We start from the raw sequence: 21,908 nt of genomic DNA, 5'->3' as shown, positions 1-21,908 counted from the left end.
ACAAAAAACCACGCTTTTGAGCGTGGTTTTTTTTACCGTTATTTTAGAGCAAAAGCAATTATCTGATTTCCTTTTTTGGTATTCAATTTTTCGCCACCACAGGCAATCGCTATAAACTGTTTTCCATTGAGTTTATACATGGCCGGTGTTGCAAAAGCTGCAGAAGGCAACTCATATTCCCAGAGAAGTTTCCCCGTTTTTTTATTAAAGGCCCTAAAATAGCCATCCTTTGTTGCTGCAATGAACAATAGCCCATTTTCTGTAATAATTGGACCACCATAATTTTCACATCCAGTTTGGGGAAATCCTTTTTCTTTTAATTCAGGGGTATCTCCAAGTGTAATGGACCAAATAAAGTCCCCAGTATTCAAATTAATGGCGTGCATGGTCCCCCATGGTGGGGAAATGGCAGGAAAACCTTTACTGTCCTGAAACCTTTTATACCCTTTAAACTTATAGGGAAGGGGGTAAGATGTAGAAGTAGAACTTGTGTCCACTGCTGTTTCTTGATCAAATAGGAATTGTATCAATGCTTCTTTTTCAGCTTCAGGAATTTGCGGAAAACCAGTCATCATTCCCTTACCATTAGCAATCAATTCTGAAACTTCCACTTTGGATTTGGTAGACTTTATATTCAAAAGAGAAGGATAACTACTAGCAACATTGCCTTTTCTATCCTTTTGATGGCAGACTACGCAATACTGTCCATAAACTCGTTCACCTATGGTAACATCTTCCATCACCTCTTCATTTTCCACCATTTGAATTAACCATGGCATTTCATTAGAATTCACATAAATGATACCCTCTTCAGGGTCTGCTCCAGTTCCACCCCATTCAGCGGCGCCATCAAACCCGGGAAATATCAAGTTTGGATTAAGGCTTGGTGGGTTATACTCACGTTTATCAGAATTTCTTAAAATTTGCCTCAACTCTTCCTGATTTTTAGCGTAAGGACTAATATCGTCCGCCGTCAAATCCTTGGACAATCGAGCAAAGGGTTCTGGTTTTATGGGAATAGGCTGGGTTTTCCATGCTGTCTCTCCGTTTAAGGTTGATGCTGGTACAGCTACTTCTTCAATATCAAAGAGGGGTTCTCCGGTAGCACGATTAAAGACGTAAACATATCCTTGTTTGGTCACTTGGGCAACTGCCTTAATTTTCTTACCATTTCTTTCTACGGTGATAAGATTGGGGGGTGCTGGTAAATCCCTATCCCAAATATCATGATGTACAAATTGAAAGTGCCATATCCGCTTTCCGGTTTGAGCCTCTATGGCCAAAAGGCAATTTGCGTACAAATTGGAACCTTTACGAAGGCCACCATAAAAATCAGGCGAAGCGGAACCTGTGGGAACATATAGAATTCCAGTTTCTTCATCTACAGCCATCCCTGCCCAGTTATTGGCTGCACCAATAATGTCACTTTTGTAGGCAACCTTGTTTTCCCATGTCTCATATCCTTCTTCTTCGGGATGCGGTATAGTATGAAAAACCCATTCAACATCACCTGTTATCACATTGAAGGCCATAATGTTGCCTGGCGCGGAACCCACATCTTCGCCCAAGCGAATGGGCATTACAATAAGATCTTTGTAAATGGTTCCGGGGGTATTGGATATTACAAATTTATCCCTGGCATGTTCAGGCATTCCAGAGCGTAAATCAATTTTACCATTATCACCAAAAGAGGAAATAAGCTTTCCGGTTAATGCATTAAGGGCATATAGATTAGGTCCTGCAGTGTACAAAATTCTCTTATCATCCCTTTTGGACCAATAGGAAACTCCTCTACTGGTAGAGGTTGGTAATTTTAGGGAATCCCCAAACCTCCAAAGCTCTTTTCCAGTGCCTGCATGAAGTGCTACGGCTCTCAATGCAGCAGTAACTCCATATAGCATGGAATCCACTATTATGGGATTCATTTGCATTTGACCATAATCTGGGGCAGAGTATGACCATGCAACTTTTAGATTTTTTACATTTTCTGGTGTTATTTGAGAGAGCGTGGAATAGTGGTTGCGGTCAGGTCCACCCAAGTAAGATGACCAAGTGTCATACGCTTTTTTTTCTGGCTTATCTGAAGATTCACAAGACAAAAGTATAAAGCAGAGAACGAAAAGGGATATTGGTAATGGATGCTTTTTTTTAAGTATCATCTTTGGAGAAATGGTTGATTCCTTCCGAAGCTAGGGAAAATTGACCAATTTCTTAAGCGATTTCGGAAAATCAACAGTACGTGAAAACTTTAAAAAAGGGCCCACTTTAATATGCGCCCTTTTTTATTTACTTCGTTTATAAGTTCGAGGGGAGTCGAGAACTATTTTAGATTTAGATATCCCAATCGCGCTCGATGTGACATTTTGGTTTTATTGAAGCTTAAATGTAATGGGTATAGCAAATGGAACCTTTACTGGAGTGCCGCGCTGTTTTCCAGGAGTCATTTTTGGCAGTTTAGAGATGATCCGTGCCGCTTCGGTTTCTAGAATTTTATGAGGTCCGCGCATTTTTACGTTATCAATATTTCCATCTTTTTGAATGGTGAAAACTATGTTTACCTTTCCTTGTAGATTCATTTCAACAGCATTTTCTGGATAACGGAAGTTCTTTCTGATGTGTTTTTGCATCATTTCTTGAAAACAGGCTCGTTTGTCATCTGCTCCTTCACAACCGGGAAAAATGGGGACATCTTCAATTACAATAAACGAGACTTCATCAGGAATATCATTGTCAGCAACTTCGATATCCTCCAACTTAGCAATTTCTGTATTTTGGTCCGTCTCCGTCGATTCAATGACGGTTTCAACGATTTTTTCATCATCAGGAACAATTTCAATGACCGGTGGTGCTTGAATTTTAGGTGGTGGGGGAGGAGGTAAATTGATAAGTATAGGTGGGAGTATTTCATCTATATCATCAGGTTTGTCTAAATTTTGTACAACTTCAGGAGTTTCATAAAATGTTTTCCAGTCTAAAGCAACATAAGTTAACAACATAACTGCAGCTAGTCCTATAGAAAAGTATAGGACACTGTTTTTTTTTAATTCCAATTCTTGATTTTTCTTTGGTGTCATAATTTTCAAATTTTTGCCTTTCAAAAGAAAGGTGTAGTTAATACTTAAGGGTGTTTGAACCCAATCTAAACTACCTTGAAAATTATCTGAATAAAAGGCGGAATGAGTGAACCGTCCTTTTGGTTGAGTGAAAAATCCAATTATTTAATATGAAGAGCGAATCTTATTCAAATAGGCCGTGAATCTCCGCATCAATCTTATTGATTACAGCACCTAAATCTTCAGGCTCATCAACAAAATTTATGTCGTCGACATCTATAATAAGGAGTTTGCCTTTTTCATAGGTATTTGCCCAAGCTTCATACCGTTCGTTCAATCTACTTAGGTAATCAATGGAGATGCTGTTTTCATAATCCCTACCCCTTTTATGGATTTGATTCACCAAATTGGGAATGGAACTGCGCAAGTAAATAAGCAAATCTGGTGGCTGTACCAAACTTTCCATCAGTTCAAAAAGGCTGGAATAGTTTTCAAAATCGCGATTGGTCATTAGTCCCATTGCATGCAGGTTGGGAGCAAAAATGTGGGCATCCTCATAAATGGTTCGGTCTTGAATCACTTTTTTACCACCTTCGCGAATTTTTAATATCTGTCTGTACCGGCTGTTCAAAAAATAAATCTGAAGATTAAAGCTCCAACGTTCCATTTGTGTGTAGAAATCATCTAGATATGGATTGTCCACCACATCTTCAAAATGGGCCTCCCATTTATAATGTTTTGAAAGTAAATTGGTTAAAGTTGTTTTTCCTGCTCCAATGTTTCCGGCAACGGCAATGTGCATAGTGCTAATGGTTTAGTGCGAAAGGTACTAGTTTAAATAAAAATCGGAGCATGCAATATACAAAGTATATCATCTATACCGAAAACCTTTCGTCAAGATTCTCCTTTAAATTCAAAGCAATAAAATAATTACTCTTGGATTATGGATTTTTTTTGATTTTGTATTAAACCTTCTATCAATTTTTAGGTCTAATTCAAAAATCAGAACCACAATGAGTAAACAACTGTTAATCCTCTTTTTGGGATTTTACTGTTTTAATTTAGCCAACGCCCAAGATTTTCAGGGTAAGGCCATCTACCTAAGCAAGACCACTGTTGATATTGATTTAGATAGCCGGCAAATACCGGAAGAACAAAAACAACGCATTAGGGAACGTATTAAAAATAACTCGGAGCGTAGCTATGAGCTAGTCTTTGACCGTACCGCTTCGCTATATGTTCAGGAAGAAAAGTTGGAAGTACCAACTACAAACGGAGGGAATAGAAGAGGCCCTCGTTTCTCCCTTGGCCAAGGAACCGGGAAATACTATAAAAATGTTCAAAGTCAATCCTATGTGAATGCTTCTGAAATGCTTGGGAAGCAGTTCTTGATCAAGGATAGTTTGAGGAACTGGGCATGGAAATTAGGTTCCGAAACCAAAAAAATCGGGAATTATACGTGTTATAAGGCCACGGCCACAAAAGAGGTGGATACTCTTGATTTTAGACAGTTTCGAAGATTTGGAAGAGGTGATAGACAAGGGAATACTACGGCGGAAAACGATACTATTCAAAAAGACAGCACCAAAAACAACTCACTCTTGGCTCGTATCGATACTCCAAAAAATGTTGAAATTGTAGCATGGTATTCACCAGAAATCCCGATTACTCAAGGACCAGGCCCGTATTGGGGCCTTCCAGGATTGATTCTGGAAGTGAATGATGGTAGAACGGCAATCCTATGCAACAAAATTGTTTTGAACGCCGAAGAAAAGGAAGAGATAAAAGCGCCTTCAAAGGGGAAAGCAATTACTCAGAAAGAATATGATGAGCTTTTTGCCGAAAAAATGAAAGAATTTTCAGAACGTTTCAGAAATGGTAATCGCGGCGGTGGTAATGGTAGAAGATTTGGTGGTTAATGCAAAATATTCATAAAGTATTCCTTGCAATACAGTTGCTGTTGGCAACTGTTGCATCAGCCCAAAACATTACAATTACCGGAACGGTTCGTGATTCTCTGCAAAATCCTTTGGATGTTGCTAATGTTGTAGCCGTTAATCAAGCAAATCAAGCATTGGATGCATTTGGAATTACAAACCCTCAAGGGCTTTACCGTTTAAAAGTAAAGGCCAATTCCAATTATATAATCAAAATAAGTTATCTGGGTTTTCAAACTAAAGAAATCCCGATCACAACAACTACCCAAGACCTAGCGAGGGATGTGATACTTTTTTCACAAACACAAGATTTAGATGAGGTTGAGGTGGTTTACGAAATTCCGATTACTATTAAAGGAGATACCATAGTTTACAATACAGATTCTTTTGTTTCTGGAACCGAAAAGAAATTGGCCGATGTACTTGAAAAGCTTCCTGGCATTGAAATAAATGATGATGGGGAGATAGAAGTGGAAGGTAAGACGGTCAACAAGGTAATGGTGGAAGGAGAAGACTTTTTTGATGGTGATTCTAAATTGGCGGCAAACAATATTCCTGCAAATGCACTGGATAAAATTGAAGTTTTGCGCAATTATAGCGAAGTTTCCCAATTGAGCGGTGTTACCAACAATCAAGATAATGTTGCACTCAACATTAAGTTGAAAGAAGGGAAAAAGAAATTTTGGTTTGGTGAAATTACTGGAGGTATTGGATTGGACGAGCGCTATATTGCTCACCCAAAACTATTCTATTACAGTCCAAAATATAGCATTAATATTCTAACAGATTTAAATAATATTGGAGAGTTGCCTTTTACCTCGCAGGACTTTCGTGCCTTTGTTGGCGGACTCCGTGGAGCAACGCGTTCAAACAACGGAACAATTTTTAGCACGGGATCAAATGATTTGGGACTATCAACCTTACAGAACAATCGTGCAAAAGAGATAGATTCCAGATTTGGAGCTGTTAACTTTAGTTATAAACCGTCGGAAGCTTGGCGTTTAAGCGGATTTGGCATTTATTCCTACAACAATACGCTGATGGAGACGGATGCAACCAGGACATTTATAACCACAAATCAGATTGAATCTACCGTTACAAATACCAAACAAATATCTAAATTGGGCTTGGTCAAATTTGCATCTGATTACAAACCTTCGGAAAATTTACAGTGGAATTACGATGTTATCTTGAAATTATCTGATGAAAATGAGAATGTAAATATTTTGTCCGTTTCTGATGTAACCGATGATATTGAGGAGAACAAGAAGCAAAAGCCACTTGGCATAACCCAAAATTCCAATCTGTACTATACGTTGAATGAGAAGAATATCTTTGCTTTGGAAACACAATATGTACATTCCAACGAAGATCCATTTTATAATGCCATTCGTTCGGTGCAGCCGTTCGAAGACATTGTTCCTTTTGATGAAAATCAAGGCATTTTTAATGTGAATCAAGAACAGCGGGTGCTTACCAATCGTCTTGATGCCAAGTTGGATTATTTTCTGATTACAGGACCAAAAAGCAATCTAAATTTTACACTGGGGACTACGCAAAGCAGCCAGAATTTTGATTCCAGAATTTTTCAGATTTTGGACAACGATGCTGATTTGAACTTTCAGGAAGATGAACTCAATAATAGGGTTGGATTTAATTTTTCGGATATTTTCCTAGGGTTACATTACAAATTGATTGTAGGGAAATTAACGATAAACCCTGGATTGAGTGTACATAACTATACTGCAACAAACAATCAGCTGGGAACTGAAGTGAAAGATGAACTTTTCAATGTGGTACCCAATCTCTTTATGAATTACCAATTTAAACAATCAGAAAGCCTACGGTTGAACTATAGCGTACGGCGTAGCTTTTCGGATATCAATAATTTTGCTGAGGGGTATGTATTCAATAATTATAATGCACTTTACCAAGGCAATCGGGATTTGGAAAGCGCCCTTTTTCATAATGTCTCTATGAATTTTTTTAGTTTCAACATGTTTAATCTACAGAACATTTTTGCCAATGCCAGTTACAGCAAACGTATTGATGCGTTCAAAACAAATACAGTTATAGAAGGAATCAATCAAGCAAGAACAACAATAAACTCTAATTTGGCAGATGAAACCTTGAGCGGGTCAGGTAGTTTTCAACGTACTTTTGGTAAGATAAAAGTGAGTACTAGAGCTTCTCTATCCTATTCCAATACAAATAATATTGTGAATGATGCTCCAAGAAACTCCACATCCTTAAATCAGAATTATAGGTTTTCAATAGGGAGCAGCTTTAGAAATGCTCCAAATTTGGAACTTGGTTATCGATATAATATAAACGATTATAAAGCTGATGAAACCGAATCTACTTTCTTTACCGACCAACCTTTTTTAAGATTTGATGCCTCGTTTTTGAACGGATTTGTCTTATTGGCGGATTATGACTATTATTTTTATCGAGATAAAGCGGATACGGTAGAAAACCAATATGGATTTCTGAATGCAAGCTTATCCTATCAGAAAAAAGACAGCAAATGGGAGTATAGTATTAATTCGACCAACTTGACCAATAATGAAGAGTTGAATCGTGATACCTATAATGACCTTTTCTTTAGTACGTCATCTTATATAGTACAGCCAAGATATGTCTATTTAAAGGTAAAATATGAGCTTTAGCAATACATTCATTTTATGTTTTGCGAATACTGCCATTTCTCATACTTTTACACCTCGTTTAATATAGAGGATAGATTTGACTGATTGCAACCTCGCTAAAAAATGCTAAAAAGTGGTGTAAACTTCTTTAGGCTTCCTCGTCAAATCTTATCCAACTTTAAAAAAGGATAATGGCATATTTGTTTACTTCAGAATCAGTAAGTGAAGGACACCCAGATAAAATCGCTGATCAGATCAGTGATGCACTTTTAGATCATTTTTTGGCGTTTGATCCGGAAAGTAAAGTTGCTTGTGAAACTTTGGTAACCACTGGTCAGGTAGTTTTGGCTGGTGAAGTTAAAAGTCATACTTATTTGGATGTGCAGAACATAGCACGTAGTGTAATCAATAAAATAGGTTATACCAAAGGCGAATATCAGTTTAGTGGAGATTCATGTGGTGTTATTTCCTTAATCCACGAACAGTCCCAAGACATCAATCAAGGTGTGGATAGGGGGAGCAAAGAAGAACAGGGAGCTGGGGATCAGGGAATGATGTTCGGATATGCAACCAAGGAAACCGAAAATTATATGCCATTGGCATTGGATATTTCCCATAAGATACTTCAAGTTCTGGCAGATTTGCGTAGAGAAGGGAAAGAGATAGATTACTTAAGACCGGATGCCAAGGCACAGGTGACCATTGAATATTCAGATGATAATGTGCCGCAAAGAATAGATACCATAGTAGTGTCAACCCAGCATGATGCTTTTGATGCTGATGATGAAAAAATGTTAGCCAAGATTAAATCTGATATAGTTTCCATATTAATTCCACGTGTGAAGGAGCAATTGCCATCAAAAATCCAAGAATTGTTTGATGATAAGATAACCTATCATATTAATCCAACTGGGAAGTTTGTAATTGGAGGGCCACATGGGGATACAGGACTAACAGGTCGAAAAATCATTGTGGATACTTATGGTGGAAAAGGAGCCCACGGAGGTGGCGCATTCAGTGGAAAAGACCCGAGTAAAGTAGACAGAAGTGCAGCATATGCAGCCCGTCATGTTGCAAAAAATCTGGTAGCGGCAGGAATTGCAGATGAGATTCTGGTTCAGGTAAGCTATGCTATTGGAGTTGTGGAACCAACATCGATTTTTGTTGATACATATGGCACATCCAATGTGGCCTTATCAGATGGAGAAATAGCGGAAAAAGCCTCTGAATTATTTGATATGCGTCCTTTTGCCATTGAGGAACGCTTAAAATTGAGAAACCCAATTTATCTGGAAACAGCTGCCTACGGTCATATGGGGAAACAACCCCAAACATTGACCAAGGTTTTTGAATCACCATATAACGGAAGAATAGAAAAAGAAGTGGAATTGTTTACTTGGGAAAAACTGGATAGTGTGGAAAAGGTAAAAGAAGCTTTCAATTTATAAAAATTGAAAAAAGATTAGGAAATTCAATGTTTCCGTCTGTATATTTGTACAACAAAGTTCAAACACGTATTGAATAGTTATCAAGAAAGGTGGAGGGAATAGACCCTGTGAAGCCTTAGCAACCCTTGGCGCCCAGTGCCAAGAAGGTGCTAAATTCTATCCCAATTTGGGAATAGATAACAATATCGAATTTTACTTTCGATTTTACTTTCTTATAACTTTTTGATTTATCCTATCGGTTTTAGTACTGAAAGGGTTTGGCTTTTTAAATTGAATTTTATTGATCAATATCAATAAAAGAAACTTGTGTTCCAACATATGTTGGAATCTTAAAATAGAATAGAAATTTAAAAAACTGAAAATCATGAGTGATCAAAAATTAGCAACCAACGCATTACATGCAGGGCATGACACCACACAGACAGGTGGAACAAGGGCCATACCAATCTATCAAACAACCTCGTACGTATTTAATGACACGGATCATGCAGCTAATCTGTTTTCATTGGCAGAATTAGGATTCATTTATACCCGTTTAAATAATCCAACTAATCAGATATTACAAGAAAGACTGGCTGCCATTGAGGGTGGAGTTGGAGCCGTAGTTTTTGCATCAGGTACAGCGGCTATATCTACTGGATTATTGACACTTCTAAAAGCTGGTGACCACATCGTGGCTTCAAGTAGTTTGTATGGAGGTACATTTAATTTATTGAATGTAACATTGCCACGACTGGGTATTACTACAACCTTTGTGGATGCATCGGAGCCTTCAAACTTCAAAGAAGCGGTAAAAGAAAATACTAGGGCATTCTTTGTTGAATCTTTGGGTAATCCAAAATTGGATGTATTGGATTTAAAGGCAATTTCCAAGGAGGCCAAAGCTGCCAAAGTACCATTTATTGTGGATAATACTGTAGCAACCCCTGGCTTGTTAAATCCAATTGATCATGGAGCAAATCTTGTTATCCATTCTTTGACAAAATATATTAATGGTAATGGTACCTCTTTGGGCGGTGCTATAATTGATGCCGGGACTTTTGACTGGGCCAATGGTAATTTCCCTGAATTTACAGAACCATCTGCAGGCTACCATGGTTTGGTTTATAGTGAGGCGTTAGGTGCGGCGGCCTTTACGTTTAAATTGATTTTGGAAGGCTTACGTGATTTTGGTGGAGCGTTAAGTCCATTTAATGCCTTTCAAATTATCCAAGGATTGGAAACTTTGCCAATTCGAATCAAACAGCATAGCGAAAATGCTTTAGAATTGGCAGAATGGTTACTGGGCCGGGACGAAGTGGCTTGGGTAAATTATCCAGGACTAAAAGGGAACAAATACTACGAACTTGCTCAGGAATATTTGCCCAAAGGGCAAAGTGGTTTGGTGACATTTGGTGTTAAAGGTGGTTTTGAGGCTGCGAAAAAATTGACCGATGCCACCAAGGTTTTCTCATTGTTGGCAAACATTGGTGATACTAAATCTTTGATTATTCACCCGGCAAGTACAACGCATCAACAATTGACAGAGGAACAACAGGAAAGTGCCGGAGTATCCCAAGATTTGATTAGACTGTCTGTTGGTTTAGAAGACATATCAGATTTAAAGGGTGATTTGGAACAGGCTTTTGCAGCCATAGACAAATCTGTATTGGCATAAAGAATGAAACACCCTTCCTTTTGTAAAGTGGAGGGTGTTTTTTACAACCAAGAAAGGATGTTTATTCCTTAAAAAAACACTATGCTCCATAAACTTTATATCAAGAGCTATACTGCCCTAAACGGCAAACAATTTGACCTTGAATTGTCTTATGAAATTTTTGGTCAACCTTTGCATTCCGCACCCATAGTTTTGGTGAATCATGCGCTTACAGGAAATTCCAATGTAACGGGTGAGGGAGGATGGTGGTCCGATTTGATTGGAGATGGAAAATGTATAGATACCAATGTATATACTGTTCTAGCTTTTAATATTCCTGGAAATGGATATGATGGTTTTGTGGTTGAAAATTATAAAGATTTTGTTGCTGGAGATATTGCTCAGATTTTTCTATTTGGATTAGAACAACTAAAAGTTGAAAAACTCTATGCAATTATTGGAGGCTCATTAGGCGGAGGTATTGCATGGGAGATGACGGCTATAAATCCCAAAATAACAGAACATCTTATTCCTGTAGCTTCAGATTGGAAATCCACGGACTGGTTAATTGCTAATTGTCAGATTCAAGAACAATTTTTGGTAAATTCCAAACAACCGGTTCATGACGCCCGCATGCATGCCATGCTCTGTTATCGTACTCCTGAGTCTTTTAAGGAACGTTTTAAAAGGAGTACAAATGAAGAACTTCAGGTTTTTAATGTGGAAAGTTGGCTGATGCATCATGGAGAAAAACTACAAGAACGATTTCAGTTGTCTGCTTATAAGTTGATGAACCAACTGCTCAAGACCATTGATATAACTAGAAATGGGAATGAAGCTTTTAATGCACTCCATAAAAGCAATACCAAGATTCATATTATTGGGGTAAACTCGGACCTATTTTTTACTGCAGAAGAAAATAAGGAGACTTTTAGGCATTTGGCCCAAGCTAATGCCAATGTCACCTATGGAGAGGTACAGTCACCACATGGACATGATGCATTTTTGATGGAATTTGAACAACTTGAAAAGCTTTTGGAACCAATTTTCCAGAAGAATGGAAAGACAGAACGAATCAAGATTTTAAAGTTTGGAGGAAAATCCCTTGCAAATGGAGAAGGTATTGAAAGAGTTTTAAAAATCATCTCTGAAAAGGCAAGCAATAAAGAGCATTTTGCTGTGGTACTTTCCGCTCGGGGAAAGGCGACTGATGAATTGGAGGCCATGCTGAAGAAAGCAGCAAAAGGGCATGATTTTGATAAAGACCTCAAGTTTTTTTCAGAATATCAAAAGGACAATTTTGCTGAGATCGATATTACCGAAGAGCTTCAAACCATAGAAAAAATACTTAATGGAGTTTTACTGACCGGTGATTATAGCTTGAAAACCAAGGATGAACTGTTATCCCATGGAGAACTGATTTCGGGGAAAGTAGTTACAGCTATTTTGAATTCATCAGGAACCAATGCACAATTGATTGATTCCAGAAAACTGATTAAAACGGATGATACTTTTACAGATGCAGAGGTTGATGAAGCCATTTCAAAAGAAAATGTTATTCGATGTTTTCGAAATCTAGATCCTGAAACAATCCCAATTGTAACAGGATTCATAGCTTCAAACAGTGAAGGAGTCACAACGACACTGGGAAGAAATGGAACAAATTATTCCGCAGCGCTTATTGCTAATTTTTTGGATGCCGCTGAACTTCTCAACTATACTCACGTCGATGGTATTTATACTGCAAATCCAGATTTAGTATCAGATGCCAAGCTAATAGATGCAATATCTTACGCCGAAGCCAATGAATTGGCAAATTTTGGTGCCAATATTTTGCATGCCAAGACCATAATACCTCTCATTGAAAAGAATATTCCACTTAGGATATTAAATACGTTCAATGCGGATAACCAAGGAACATTGATCGGTCCAAAAACAGAAGATGGAGGTATTAAATCTTTATCCGTAATTGAAAATGTTGCTTTAGTTAACTTGGAAGGTAGGGGGCTTTTGGGAAAAGTAGGCATAGATGCCCGAATCTTTAAAACCTTAGGACAGAACAATATCAATGTGGGAATTATTTCTCAAGGTTCATCAGAAAGAGGGATTGGTTTGGTAGTTGAGTCAAAAAAAGCACAAAAAGCAAAGAAGGTTTTGGATGCAGAGTTTGAAACTGATTATAGCTCATATGATATTAACCAAATTAAGGTTGTAGACGATGTTTCCGTTATTTCAATTGTGGGAATGGATTTGAGCGCGTTTCACAAACCTTTTAATGCCTTGGTAAAAAACCAGATTATTCCGCTTTTGTTCAACAACACCGTATCTGGAAAGAACGTTAGTTTAGTGGTTAAGAAATCAGACTTGCATAAAGCCATCAATGTTGTTCATGGACAGATTTTTGGGATTGCGAAAAAAATTAACTTGGCCATTTTTGGGCATGGAAATGTTGGAGGAACACTAATAGACCAAATTTTGGATTCTGAAAAAAACATTGTGGAGCGCAAGGGAATCGACTTGCGAATTTTTGCAGTGTCAAATTCCAGAAAATTGTTGCTTGATGCAAAGGGAATCTCAACGAATTGGCAAGATACCTTGGAAGCAAAAGGAAAAGCATATCAAATAGAAGATGTTATTTCCTTTGCCAAAGAACACCATTTAGAAAACCTGATTGCGATTGACAACACAGCAAGTGAAGCCTTTGTGTCAAACTATGAACTTTTTATAGAAAATGGTTTTGATTTGGTCTCGTCCAACAAAATAGCAAATACTTTAGGGTTTGATTATTACAAATCGATTCGTGGCCATCTTGAGAAGAATCAAAAACAATACTTATACGAAACCAATGTTGGGGCTGGTCTTCCGCTAATCGATACTATAAAGCTACTGCACTTATCAGGAGAAAATATTACCAGAATAAAGGGTGTTTTTTCAGGATCCTTAAGTTATATTTTTAACACATTTTCGGAAGAGGAAACCTCATTCTCAAGTATTGTAAAGGATGCTATGGAAAAGGGTTTTACAGAACCAGATCCACGAGAGGATTTATCAGGAAACGATGTGGGACGAAAATTGTTGATTTTGGCTCGTGAACTTGATCTTCAGAATGAGTTTTCAGATATAGAGATTGAAAATCTTATTCCCGAAACATTACAATCAATCAATTTTGATGATTTTATGAGCAAGATTGAAGCCATGAATGAAAAGTTTGAGGAAATCAAACAGAATCAGGAAAAAGGATATGTGTTAAGGTATATTGGTGATTTGCATGGTGATCTGCAGCAAGATAAGGGCATATTGGAAGCTAAATTGGTTTCGGTTCCCAAGGAAAGTCCTTTGGGACAGGTTAAGGGTTCAGATTCCATCATAGAAATTTATACAGAATCATATGGAGAAAATCCACTAGTGATTCAGGGAGCAGGAGCAGGTGCTGCGGTTACGGCCAGAGGGGTTTTTGGAGATATTTTAAGAATAGCAGAAAAAATATAATGAAGCATAAAAAGCAATTTGAAACTGAAGCAATACGTACGCAATCGGAGCGGACACAGTTTTTGGAGCATTCCACTCCAATGTATCTGACTTCCAGTTTTGTTTTTGAGGATGCCGAGGATATGAGAGCTTCTTTTGCAGAAGAAAAGGAACATAATATATATTCTAGATATTCCAACCCAAATTCTACAGAGTTTGTAGAAAAGGTTTGTAAGATGGAAGGTGCAGAAGCAGGTTTTTCGTTCGCTTCCGGAATGGCGGCTGTTTTTTCCACATTTGCAGCGCTATTGGAAAGTGGTGACCATATTGTTTCCGCCAAAAGTATTTTTGGTTCTACCCACACTTTGTTCACGCAGTTTTTTCCAAAGTGGAATATTGGTACTAGCTATTTTGATATTAATGATTTAGGTGAAATTGAAAAGCTAATTACACCGACTACAAAGATTATTTATGCAGAATCGCCAACAAACCCTGGTGTTGATGTGCTTGATTTGGAGGCTTTAGGAAATATAGCCAAAAAGCATAACCTTATTTTCATTGTTGATAACTGTTTCGCGTCTCCCTATTTACAGCAGCCCATTAAGTTTGGTGCAGATTTGGTGATTCATTCAGGAACAAAATTGATGGATGGTCAGGGAAGGGTTTTGGCTGGAGTAACGGTTGGAAACAGTTACCTTGTGGATAAAATTTATCGTTTTTCAAGAATTACAGGCCCAGCACTTTCGCCATTTAATGCCTGGGTATTGTCCAAAAGTCTGGAAACTTTGGCCCTGCGAGTAGACAAGCATTGTACCAATGCATTGCGATTGGCGGAATATTTAGAAGACCATAAAAAAATTGAATGGGTGAAATATCCTTTTTTAAAATCCCATCCAAAATATGAAATTGCCAAAAAACAGATGAAAGCAGGAGGATGCGTGGTAGCATTTGAAGTGAAAGGTGGGCTGGAAGCCGGTAGGAAATTCTTTGATGCCATTAAAATGTTATCACTTTCCGCCAATTTGGGAGATTCCAGAAGTATTGTTACGCATCCTGCTTCAACTACACATAGTAAATTGACCAAAGAAGAACGGGAATCTGTTGGAATTTCAGATGGTATGGTTCGAATTTCCGTAGGATTGGAACACATTGATGATATTATAGCAGACATAAAGCAGGCATTGGAGTAATTGTGTCTTGCCACATTATTTTGGAGATAGGAATTGTTAATTTTCCCTATATTCGTAAGATGCTCTCCAAGAAGACTAAATACGGCCTTAAAGCGCTTACTTACCTCGCTTCAGTTGATAGTAAAGAACCCATACAAATTGCGGAAATAGCCAAACACGAGAACATCTCGCAAAAGTTTTTGGAAAGCATTTTACTCTCCTTAAGACGAAATGGATTTTTGGGTTCCAAGAAAGGAAAAGGAGGGGGGTATTATCTGATTAAAGACCCCAGTGAAATTTTAATGACCACGGTCATGCGAGTCTTGGAAGGGCCAATAGCTATGGTACCTTGCGTAAGTCTCAATTTTTACGAGAAGTGTGATGACTGTCCGGATGAGCATGAATGTTCAGTACATAAACTAATGCTACAAGTACGTGATAGTGCCTTGGAAGTATATCGCAGCAACACTTTGGCAGACTTGTTAGAGTAGCTCAAGATTCTTTATTTTCTTGAAATTTATTTGATAAATTTTTAAAAAATCTAGACATATTTATTAAAATCTATAAAAACGATAGGGTAATAGTGATTTTATACCCCCTTTAACGATTCCATTGAAATAAAATAGGTATGTTTGTATTTCCTAGTAAATCGATAGGATAATAATTTGTTATGAAAATAAATCTTGATTTGGAATACTGGAACAATGTTCTTAGGGAAAAATCTCCAGGAGAAATTATTGATTGGGCTTTATTACTTTCTTCAAAAAGAATAGTCACCACAAGCTTTGGTAAATACTCAGCAGTACTTTTAAACACTTTTTTTTTAAAAAATAAAAGTATTGATGTAATATGGTGTGATACAGGTTATAATTTATCCGAAACTTATTCCCATGCTTCTTTTCTAATGGAAAAGTTTTCACTTTGTGTTCATTCCTATGTTCCAAAACAATCTAGGGCATTCACAGAGTTTAAATTGGGTATGCCTAGTGTTGATGAGCCTGGACATGAGGAATTTACTGAGATAGTAAAACTTGAGCCTTTTGCTCGTGCTTTAAGGGAACATAATCCTGATATATGGTTTACAAATATTAGGGTTAGACAAACTGAATATAGAAATTCTAAGGATATTTTGAGCTACAGTAAGGATGGTATTTTAAAAATCAGTCCTTTTTATTATTGGTCCGATGAGGATTTGGATATTTATTTGGAGAAAAATAACCTACCCAAGAACGAAAACTATTTTGACCCTATTAAAGCACTGACAAATAGGGAATGTGGAATTCATTTACAATAAAAACATGCAAAGCTTTAGAACAGAAATAGAGAATCCCGTTGTTGAAAAGGATATTTTAGAATTGGAGAAAAAAATCCTTCAATTTAAGGGAGGGAAAATTGATGAAGAAAAGTTTAGGAGTCTTCGTTTAGCGAGAGGGGTCTATGGGCAACGTCAACAAGGCGTACAGATGATCCGTATTAAATTACCGTACGGAAAAGTAACTTCTAATCAATTACTTCGTATTTGTGATGTTTCCGATGAATATTCCAGAGGAAGATTACACATTACCACCCGTCAAGATATTCAGATTCATTATGTTGATTTAGATCGTACCCCAGAATTGTGGGCGCAATTGGAAAAAGATGATGTTACCTTGCGCGAAGCCTGCGGAAATACAGTACGAAATGTTACAGCAAGTGAAACAGCCGGAATCGATGTTGATGAACCTTTTGATGTATCTCCATATGCGCATGCTGTTTTTCAGTATTTTCTACGAAACCCTATAGGGCAGGAAATGGGTAGGAAATTCAAGGTCTCGTTTTCTGCCAGTGATGCTGATACCGGACTTTCTTATATGCATGATTTAGGTTTTATCGCTAAAATTAAAAATGGAGAAAGAGGCTTTAAAGTGCTGTTGGCGGGTGGATTAGGTTCTCAACCACGTCACGCGGATGTGCTGTATGACTTTTTACCATCGGATAAAATAATTCCATTAATGGAAGGTACTATTCGCGTTTTTGATAGATATGGAGAACGCAAGAGTCGTGCAAAAGCAAGAATGAAGTTCCTATTGAAAGATATTGGCTTGGACGGATTCAAGACACTTTTGGAAGAAGAACAATTGGCAATTCCACATCAGTCTTATCCCATAGATTTTGAAAACTACCCAAAGCCAGAAATAGTAAGTGTTGATACTCCTTATGTTCAGATTCAGGATACTAAAAAATTTGAGCAGTGGAAATCGACCAATCTAATTCCTCAGAAACAAAATGGCTACGTTGCCATTGGAATAAAAGTTTTGTTGGGTGATTTTTATACGGACAAGGCCAGGGAACTGGCAAACTTGATTAAAAACTATGCAGCTGGTGAGATACGATTGTCGCTAAGACAGAACATCCTAATTCCATATGTAAAAGAGGAATTGGTTCCGTTTTTCTATTTGGAACTTCAAAAATTGGGATTTGTAGAAGCTGGCTATAACAAAGCATTGGACATTACGGCATGCCCGGGCACAGATACCTGTAATTTAGGTATTGCGAGCAGTACAGGAATTGCAGAAGAATTGGAACGTGTTATTAAGGCCGAATACCCACAGTATATCAGCAATCCAGATGTAGTTATTAAAATAAGTGGTTGCATGAATGCCTGCGGACAACACAATATGGCAAATATTGGTTTTCAGGGAATGTCCGTGCGCACAAAAGATAAATTAGTTGCTCCTGCCTTGCAAGTTTTGTTGGGTGGAGGAAATTTTGGAAATGGGAAGGGCAGATTTGCGGATAAAGTCGTTAAAATTCCAAGTAAAAGAGGTCCTCAGGCGTTGCGTCTAATTTTGGATGATTTCAATGCCAATGGAAATGGAGCCTCGTTTGCAGATTATTATTGGGATAAAGGAGAACATTATTTCTATGATTTCCTAAAACCGTTAACCGATATTGAAAACCTTACCCAAGACGATTTTATTGATTGGGGGAATGCAGAAAAATATAAGAAGGAGATTGGTATAGGAGAATGTGCTGGGGTAATTGTTGATTTGGTGGCAACTTTATTCTTGGAAAGTGAAGAAAAAATTCAAAATTCGGAAGAAGCACTTGCTCAAGAAAAATGGGCTGCAAGTATCTATTATTCGTATCAATCTATTGTGAATTCTGCCAAGGCACTATTGACATCGGAAAAAGTAAAAACAAACAATCATGCCAGTATAATTAAGGATTTTGATAGATTATATGTTGAATCTGGGAAAATAGCTTTTTCTGGGAGCTTTGAAGATATTACGCTTCAATTGAACAAAAACAAACCTACCCAAGAGTTTGCAACTAATTATTTGAAAGATGCAAAACAAGTTTTGGAACAATTGGAAGCATATAGAAAATTGGAATTGGCTCATGCATAAGGGAAGATTGACAGTAGTTGGAGCCGGTCCAGGAGATGTGGATTTAATTACCCTAAAGGGCATTAAGGCATTACAAAAAGCAGATGTTGTGTTGTATGATGCTTTGGTAGATACAAAACTATTGGATTATGCACCCGATGCCGAAAAAATCTTTGTGGGTAAACGAAAAGGATGTTATGCCTATCAACAAGAACAAATCAATGAGTTGATAATCAATCGTGCACGTTCAAATAAGCATGTAGTACGGTTAAAAGGAGGAGACCCCTTTGTTTTTGGAAGAGGAGCAGAAGAAATGGAGTTCGCTGCCAAACATGGTTTGGAAGTTAATGTTGTTCCCGGTATTTCCTCTTCAGTATCTGTGCCAGCCTCTCAAGATATACCTGTTACCAAAAGAGGAGCTTCTGAGAGCTTTTGGGTGATTACTGGAACTACAAAAGATCATAAACTATCAAAGGATGTTGCCTTGGCAGCAAAGTCAAACGCAACAGTTGTGATTTTGATGGGAATGTCAAAACTGTCTGAGATTATGCAGCTTTTTAAAAGCGAGGGAAAGTCAAATATACCCGTAGCTATTATACAAAATGGTACTACGGATAAAGAAAAAATGGGTATTGGTACTGTTGCTTCTATTGAGTACAAGGCAAGGGAGCAGCAGTTATCCAATCCCGCAATTATTGTTATAGGTGAAGTGGTAAATCATCGACAAAAAATAGTGAATATTAAAAAAGAGTACCAGCAGAAAGAGGAAGTGTTATTAGAAAAAGAGTAAGATGATTAAAACAGATATACTTATCATAGGAGCAGGTCCAACAGGACTTTTTACTGTATTTGAAGCAGGTTTGCTAAAACTGAAAACCCATTTAATAGATGCATTGCCGCAACCAGGAGGTCAATGTTCAGAAATTTATCCAAAAAAACCAATCTATGATATTCCGGCGTATCCGGAAATTTTGGCTGGTGATTTGGTGGATAAGTTGATGGAGCAAATAAAGCCATTTGAACCTGGTTTTACCTTTGGAGAACGTGCAGAAAGTTTGGAAAAACAAGAAGATGGGTCTTTTATCGTAACCACAAACAAAGGAACTCAGCATCATGCTCCAGTTGTGGTTATCGCTGGTGGTTTGGGTTCATTTGAGCCAAGAAAGCCCCTCATCCCAAATATTGCCGATTATGAAGACAAAGGTGTTTCCTATATTATAAAGGACCCTGAAATATATCGAAACAAAAAAGTGGTTATTGCAGGTGGTGGAGATTCTGCCTTGGATTGGGCCATTTACTTGGCAGATGTTGCCTCAGAAGTTTCTTTGGTTCACAGAAGAAATGAATTTAGAGGAGCATTGGATTCTGTTGAAAAAGCATCGGAGCTGGCAAAATTGGGTAAGATAAAACTCTTTACCGAAGCTCAGGTGACCGAATTACATGGTGAAAATGACCTTAGCGGCGTTGTCATTGCATATAACGACAAAGAAAAAGATAACCAGTATTTGGAAGTGGATAATTTTATTCCACTATTTGGACTTTCACCCAAACTGGGACCTATTGGAAACTGGGGTCTGGAGATTGAAAAAAATGCAATCAGAGTAAATAACGCAAAAGATTACCAAACCAATATTCCTGGGGTTTTTGCAATTGGAGATGTGAATACGTATGAAGGAAAATTGAAATTGATATTATCTGGATTCCATGAAGCGGCTGTAATGTGCCAGTATGCCTATAAAATTATCAATCCAGATAAACGATTTGTGATGAAATATACCACTGTTGGGGGAGTTGAAGGTTTTGATGGCACTAAAAAAGAAGCCAAAAAGGAAGTGGTGCAAAGCATAGTCTAAGTTTTGTTAGATTATTTTGAGTTAGTCAGAAACCTTCCTTAGTTCCACTTTGGAAGGTTTTAACTTTACAAAAAAAGAGATTTAAGTTGTTTTTAAAGACAAAGAGTGGTTATTTTGTTATCTAGTTCATTTAAAAATTGAAATTGTTATCAAGAAAGGTGGAGGGATTAGACCCAGTGAAACCTTAGCAACCCTTTAGCCGTAAAGAAGGTGCTACATTCTACCCATTTTGGGATGGATAACGTAATAAATACGCATCTACTGTATTTCCTACACTTTTCTTGATATACCGATATGACCCTTTTAAAAGGGTAATAGTATTATGAAAAGTATTGAAGAAATTTTACAGGAACGGATTTTGGTGTTAGATGGTGCCATGGGGACCATGTTGCAACGCTATAAATTTCAGGAAAAAGATTTTAGGGGAAACCGATTTAAAGATTGGGAACACCCGCTTCAAGGAAATAATGACCTGCTCTCATTAACTCAACCTGAGGCTATAGCTGAAGTACATCGAAAATATTTTGCCGCCGGAGCGGATATTGTGGAAACCAATACCTTTTCGGGCACTACAATTGCCATGGCAGATTACCATATGGAAGAGTTGGTGTATGAACTCAATTATGAATCAGCCAAAATAGCCAAAAAGGTTGCTGATGAATTCACTGCAAAAGAACCACATAAGCCAAGATTCGTAGCTGGTAGCATTGGCCCAACAAATAAAACGGCCAGTATGTCACCAGATGTCAATGACCCAGGGTTCAGGGCTGTATCTTTTGATGAACTTAGAATAGCATACAAAGAACAGGTAGAAGCGCTATTGGATGGTGGTTCGGATATTCTTTTGGTCGAAACTATTTTCGATACATTAAATGCAAAGGCAGCACTCTTTGCCATTGAAGAGGTAAAAGAAGAACGAAATAGTACTGTTCCGGTAATGGTGAGCGGTACAATCACAGATGCATCCGGACGTACCTTATCAGGTCAAACAGCAGAAGCCTTTTTAATTTCCATTTCTCACATTTCTATTTTGACCGTTGGATTCAATTGTGCATTGGGAGCCAAACAGCTTACTCCCCATTTGGAGGTTATTTCGTCAAAAACTGGATATGGTGTTTCAGCACACCCCAATGCCGGTTTACCCAATGCGTTTGGTGAATATGATGAAACCCCGGAACAAATGGCAGACCAAATCAAGGAATATGTGGAAAAGGGCTTGATAAATATTGTTGGCGGTTGTTGCGGAACTACACCAGAGCATATTGAGGCCATTGCAGATTTGGTAAAGGAGTACAAACCAAGAAAACTCGCAATTCCAGTATAAAGAG

Annotated in this window: 15 protein-coding genes and 2 riboswitches; of the genes, 12 read left to right on the top strand and 3 right to left on the bottom strand. The window is 37.8% G+C overall.

Features of this window, described 5'->3' with window-relative positions; all coding sequences use genetic code 11:
* Window positions 1–38: 38 nt before the first annotated feature.
* From AAY42_RS08310 to AAY42_RS08300, 3 genes are all read right to left on the bottom strand, one after another.
* Complete coding sequence (locus AAY42_RS08310) at window positions 39–2,159, bottom strand: pyrroloquinoline quinone-dependent dehydrogenase (protein ID WP_055394134.1); 2,121 nt, start codon at window positions 2,157–2,159, stop codon at window positions 39–41.
* Window positions 2,160–2,369: 210 nt separating this feature from the next.
* A complete protein-coding gene (locus AAY42_RS08305) occupies window positions 2,370–3,074 on the bottom strand; it encodes a TonB family protein (RefSeq protein ID WP_055394132.1) in 705 nt (234 codons plus the stop codon).
* Between the two features lie 163 nt (window positions 3,075–3,237).
* The gene (locus AAY42_RS08300) at window positions 3,238–3,855 is read right to left on the bottom strand and encodes a deoxynucleoside kinase (RefSeq protein ID WP_055394130.1); all 618 of its coding nucleotides are present in this window, start codon (window positions 3,853–3,855) and stop codon (window positions 3,238–3,240) included.
* Window positions 3,856–4,066: 211 nt separating this feature from the next.
* Here AAY42_RS08300 and AAY42_RS08295 point away from each other — a divergent pair, with 211 nt between their 5' ends.
* From AAY42_RS08295 to AAY42_RS08240, 12 genes are all read left to right on the top strand, one after another.
* A complete protein-coding gene (locus tag AAY42_RS08295; protein WP_055394128.1) occupies window positions 4,067–4,972 on the top strand; it encodes a GLPGLI family protein in 906 nt (301 codons plus the stop codon).
* On the top strand, window positions 4,972–7,659 hold the full coding sequence (locus tag AAY42_RS08290) for a carboxypeptidase-like regulatory domain-containing protein (RefSeq protein WP_055394126.1): 2,688 nt from the start codon (window positions 4,972–4,974) through the stop codon (window positions 7,657–7,659). The genes AAY42_RS08295 and AAY42_RS08290 overlap by 1 nt, the downstream gene beginning before the upstream one ends.
* Before the next feature lie 170 nt (window positions 7,660–7,829).
* Complete coding sequence (metK, locus tag AAY42_RS08285) at window positions 7,830–9,086, top strand: methionine adenosyltransferase (protein ID WP_055394124.1); 1,257 nt, start codon at window positions 7,830–7,832, stop codon at window positions 9,084–9,086.
* A 74-nt stretch (window positions 9,087–9,160) separates the two neighbouring features.
* Window positions 9,161–9,269, top strand: a riboswitch (SAM riboswitch).
* 181 nt (window positions 9,270–9,450) lie between these two features.
* Window positions 9,451–10,743, top strand: coding sequence for an O-acetylhomoserine aminocarboxypropyltransferase/cysteine synthase family protein (locus tag AAY42_RS08280; protein ID WP_055394122.1), 1,293 nt, complete (start codon window positions 9,451–9,453; stop codon window positions 10,741–10,743).
* An 81-nt stretch (window positions 10,744–10,824) separates the two neighbouring features.
* The gene (thrA, locus tag AAY42_RS08275) at window positions 10,825–14,211 is read left to right on the top strand and encodes a bifunctional aspartate kinase/homoserine dehydrogenase I (RefSeq protein WP_055394120.1); all 3,387 of its coding nucleotides are present in this window, start codon (window positions 10,825–10,827) and stop codon (window positions 14,209–14,211) included.
* Window positions 14,211–15,380, top strand: a complete 1,170-nt coding sequence (locus AAY42_RS08270; protein ID WP_055394118.1) for a trans-sulfuration enzyme family protein — start codon at window positions 14,211–14,213, stop codon at window positions 15,378–15,380. Before thrA ends, AAY42_RS08270 begins: the two co-directional genes overlap by 1 nt.
* A 59-nt stretch (window positions 15,381–15,439) precedes the next feature.
* Window positions 15,440–15,850 carry an RrF2 family transcriptional regulator gene (locus AAY42_RS08265; protein WP_055394116.1) on the top strand — a complete coding sequence of 137 codons (411 nt, stop codon included), beginning with the start codon at window positions 15,440–15,442 and terminating at the stop codon, window positions 15,848–15,850.
* Window positions 15,851–16,029: 179 nt separating this feature from the next.
* Window positions 16,030–16,653: a phosphoadenosine phosphosulfate reductase domain-containing protein gene (locus AAY42_RS08260; protein WP_055394115.1), complete on the top strand. Its 624-nt coding sequence runs from the start codon at window positions 16,030–16,032 to the stop codon at window positions 16,651–16,653.
* A 4-nt stretch (window positions 16,654–16,657) separates the two neighbouring features.
* A complete protein-coding gene (locus AAY42_RS08255) occupies window positions 16,658–18,748 on the top strand; it encodes a HEPN domain-containing protein (RefSeq protein WP_055397782.1) in 2,091 nt (696 codons plus the stop codon).
* A complete protein-coding gene (gene cobA, locus AAY42_RS08250) occupies window positions 18,741–19,517 on the top strand; it encodes a uroporphyrinogen-III C-methyltransferase (protein ID WP_101956469.1) in 777 nt (258 codons plus the stop codon). The genes AAY42_RS08255 and cobA overlap by 8 nt, the downstream gene beginning before the upstream one ends.
* Before the next feature lies 1 nt (window position 19,518).
* Complete coding sequence (locus tag AAY42_RS08245) at window positions 19,519–20,580, top strand: NAD(P)/FAD-dependent oxidoreductase (protein ID WP_055394113.1); 1,062 nt, start codon at window positions 19,519–19,521, stop codon at window positions 20,578–20,580.
* Between the two features lie 143 nt (window positions 20,581–20,723).
* A riboswitch (SAM riboswitch) is annotated at window positions 20,724–20,825 on the top strand.
* Window positions 20,826–20,902: 77 nt separating this feature from the next.
* Window positions 20,903–21,904, top strand: a complete 1,002-nt coding sequence (locus AAY42_RS08240; RefSeq protein ID WP_055394111.1) for a homocysteine S-methyltransferase family protein — start codon at window positions 20,903–20,905, stop codon at window positions 21,902–21,904.
* The last annotated feature ends 4 nt before the right edge of the window (window positions 21,905–21,908 follow it).

The sequence above is a fragment of the Flagellimonas eckloniae genome, assembly GCF_001413955.1.
Taxonomy (GTDB): domain Bacteria; phylum Bacteroidota; class Bacteroidia; order Flavobacteriales; family Flavobacteriaceae; genus Flagellimonas; species Flagellimonas eckloniae.
The sequence above is the reverse complement of the archived record's forward strand: the minus strand, read 5'-3'. Positions and strand labels throughout refer to the sequence as shown.

Excerpts from the sequence above, each read along its gene's own strand:
- AAY42_RS08270 (WP_055394118.1), top strand. The coding sequence starts at position 14,211 with ATGAAGCATAAAAAGCAATTTGAAACTGAAGCAATACGTACGCAATCG.
- AAY42_RS08245 (WP_055394113.1), top strand. The coding sequence starts at position 19,519 with ATGATTAAAACAGATATACTTATCATAGGAGCAGGTCCAACAGGACTT.
- AAY42_RS08260 (WP_055394115.1), top strand. The coding sequence starts at position 16,030 with ATGAAAATAAATCTTGATTTGGAATACTGGAACAATGTTCTTAGGGAA.
- AAY42_RS08295 (WP_055394128.1), top strand. The coding sequence starts at position 4,067 with ATGAGTAAACAACTGTTAATCCTCTTTTTGGGATTTTACTGTTTTAAT.
- AAY42_RS08280 (WP_055394122.1), top strand. The coding sequence starts at position 9,451 with ATGAGTGATCAAAAATTAGCAACCAACGCATTACATGCAGGGCATGAC.
- AAY42_RS08305 (WP_055394132.1), bottom strand. The coding sequence starts at position 3,074 with ATGACACCAAAGAAAAATCAAGAATTGGAATTAAAAAAAAACAGTGTC.
- AAY42_RS08255 (WP_055397782.1), top strand. The coding sequence starts at position 16,658 with ATGCAAAGCTTTAGAACAGAAATAGAGAATCCCGTTGTTGAAAAGGAT.
- AAY42_RS08240 (WP_055394111.1), top strand. The coding sequence starts at position 20,903 with ATGAAAAGTATTGAAGAAATTTTACAGGAACGGATTTTGGTGTTAGAT.
- metK (WP_055394124.1), top strand. The coding sequence starts at position 7,830 with ATGGCATATTTGTTTACTTCAGAATCAGTAAGTGAAGGACACCCAGAT.
- AAY42_RS08290 (WP_055394126.1), top strand. The coding sequence starts at position 4,972 with ATGCAAAATATTCATAAAGTATTCCTTGCAATACAGTTGCTGTTGGCA.
- AAY42_RS08265 (WP_055394116.1), top strand. The coding sequence starts at position 15,440 with ATGCTCTCCAAGAAGACTAAATACGGCCTTAAAGCGCTTACTTACCTC.
- thrA (WP_055394120.1), top strand. The coding sequence starts at position 10,825 with ATGCTCCATAAACTTTATATCAAGAGCTATACTGCCCTAAACGGCAAA.
- AAY42_RS08310 (WP_055394134.1), bottom strand. The coding sequence starts at position 2,159 with ATGATACTTAAAAAAAAGCATCCATTACCAATATCCCTTTTCGTTCTC.
- AAY42_RS08300 (WP_055394130.1), bottom strand. The coding sequence starts at position 3,855 with ATGCACATTGCCGTTGCCGGAAACATTGGAGCAGGAAAAACAACTTTA.
- cobA (WP_101956469.1), top strand. The coding sequence starts at position 18,741 with ATGCATAAGGGAAGATTGACAGTAGTTGGAGCCGGTCCAGGAGATGTG.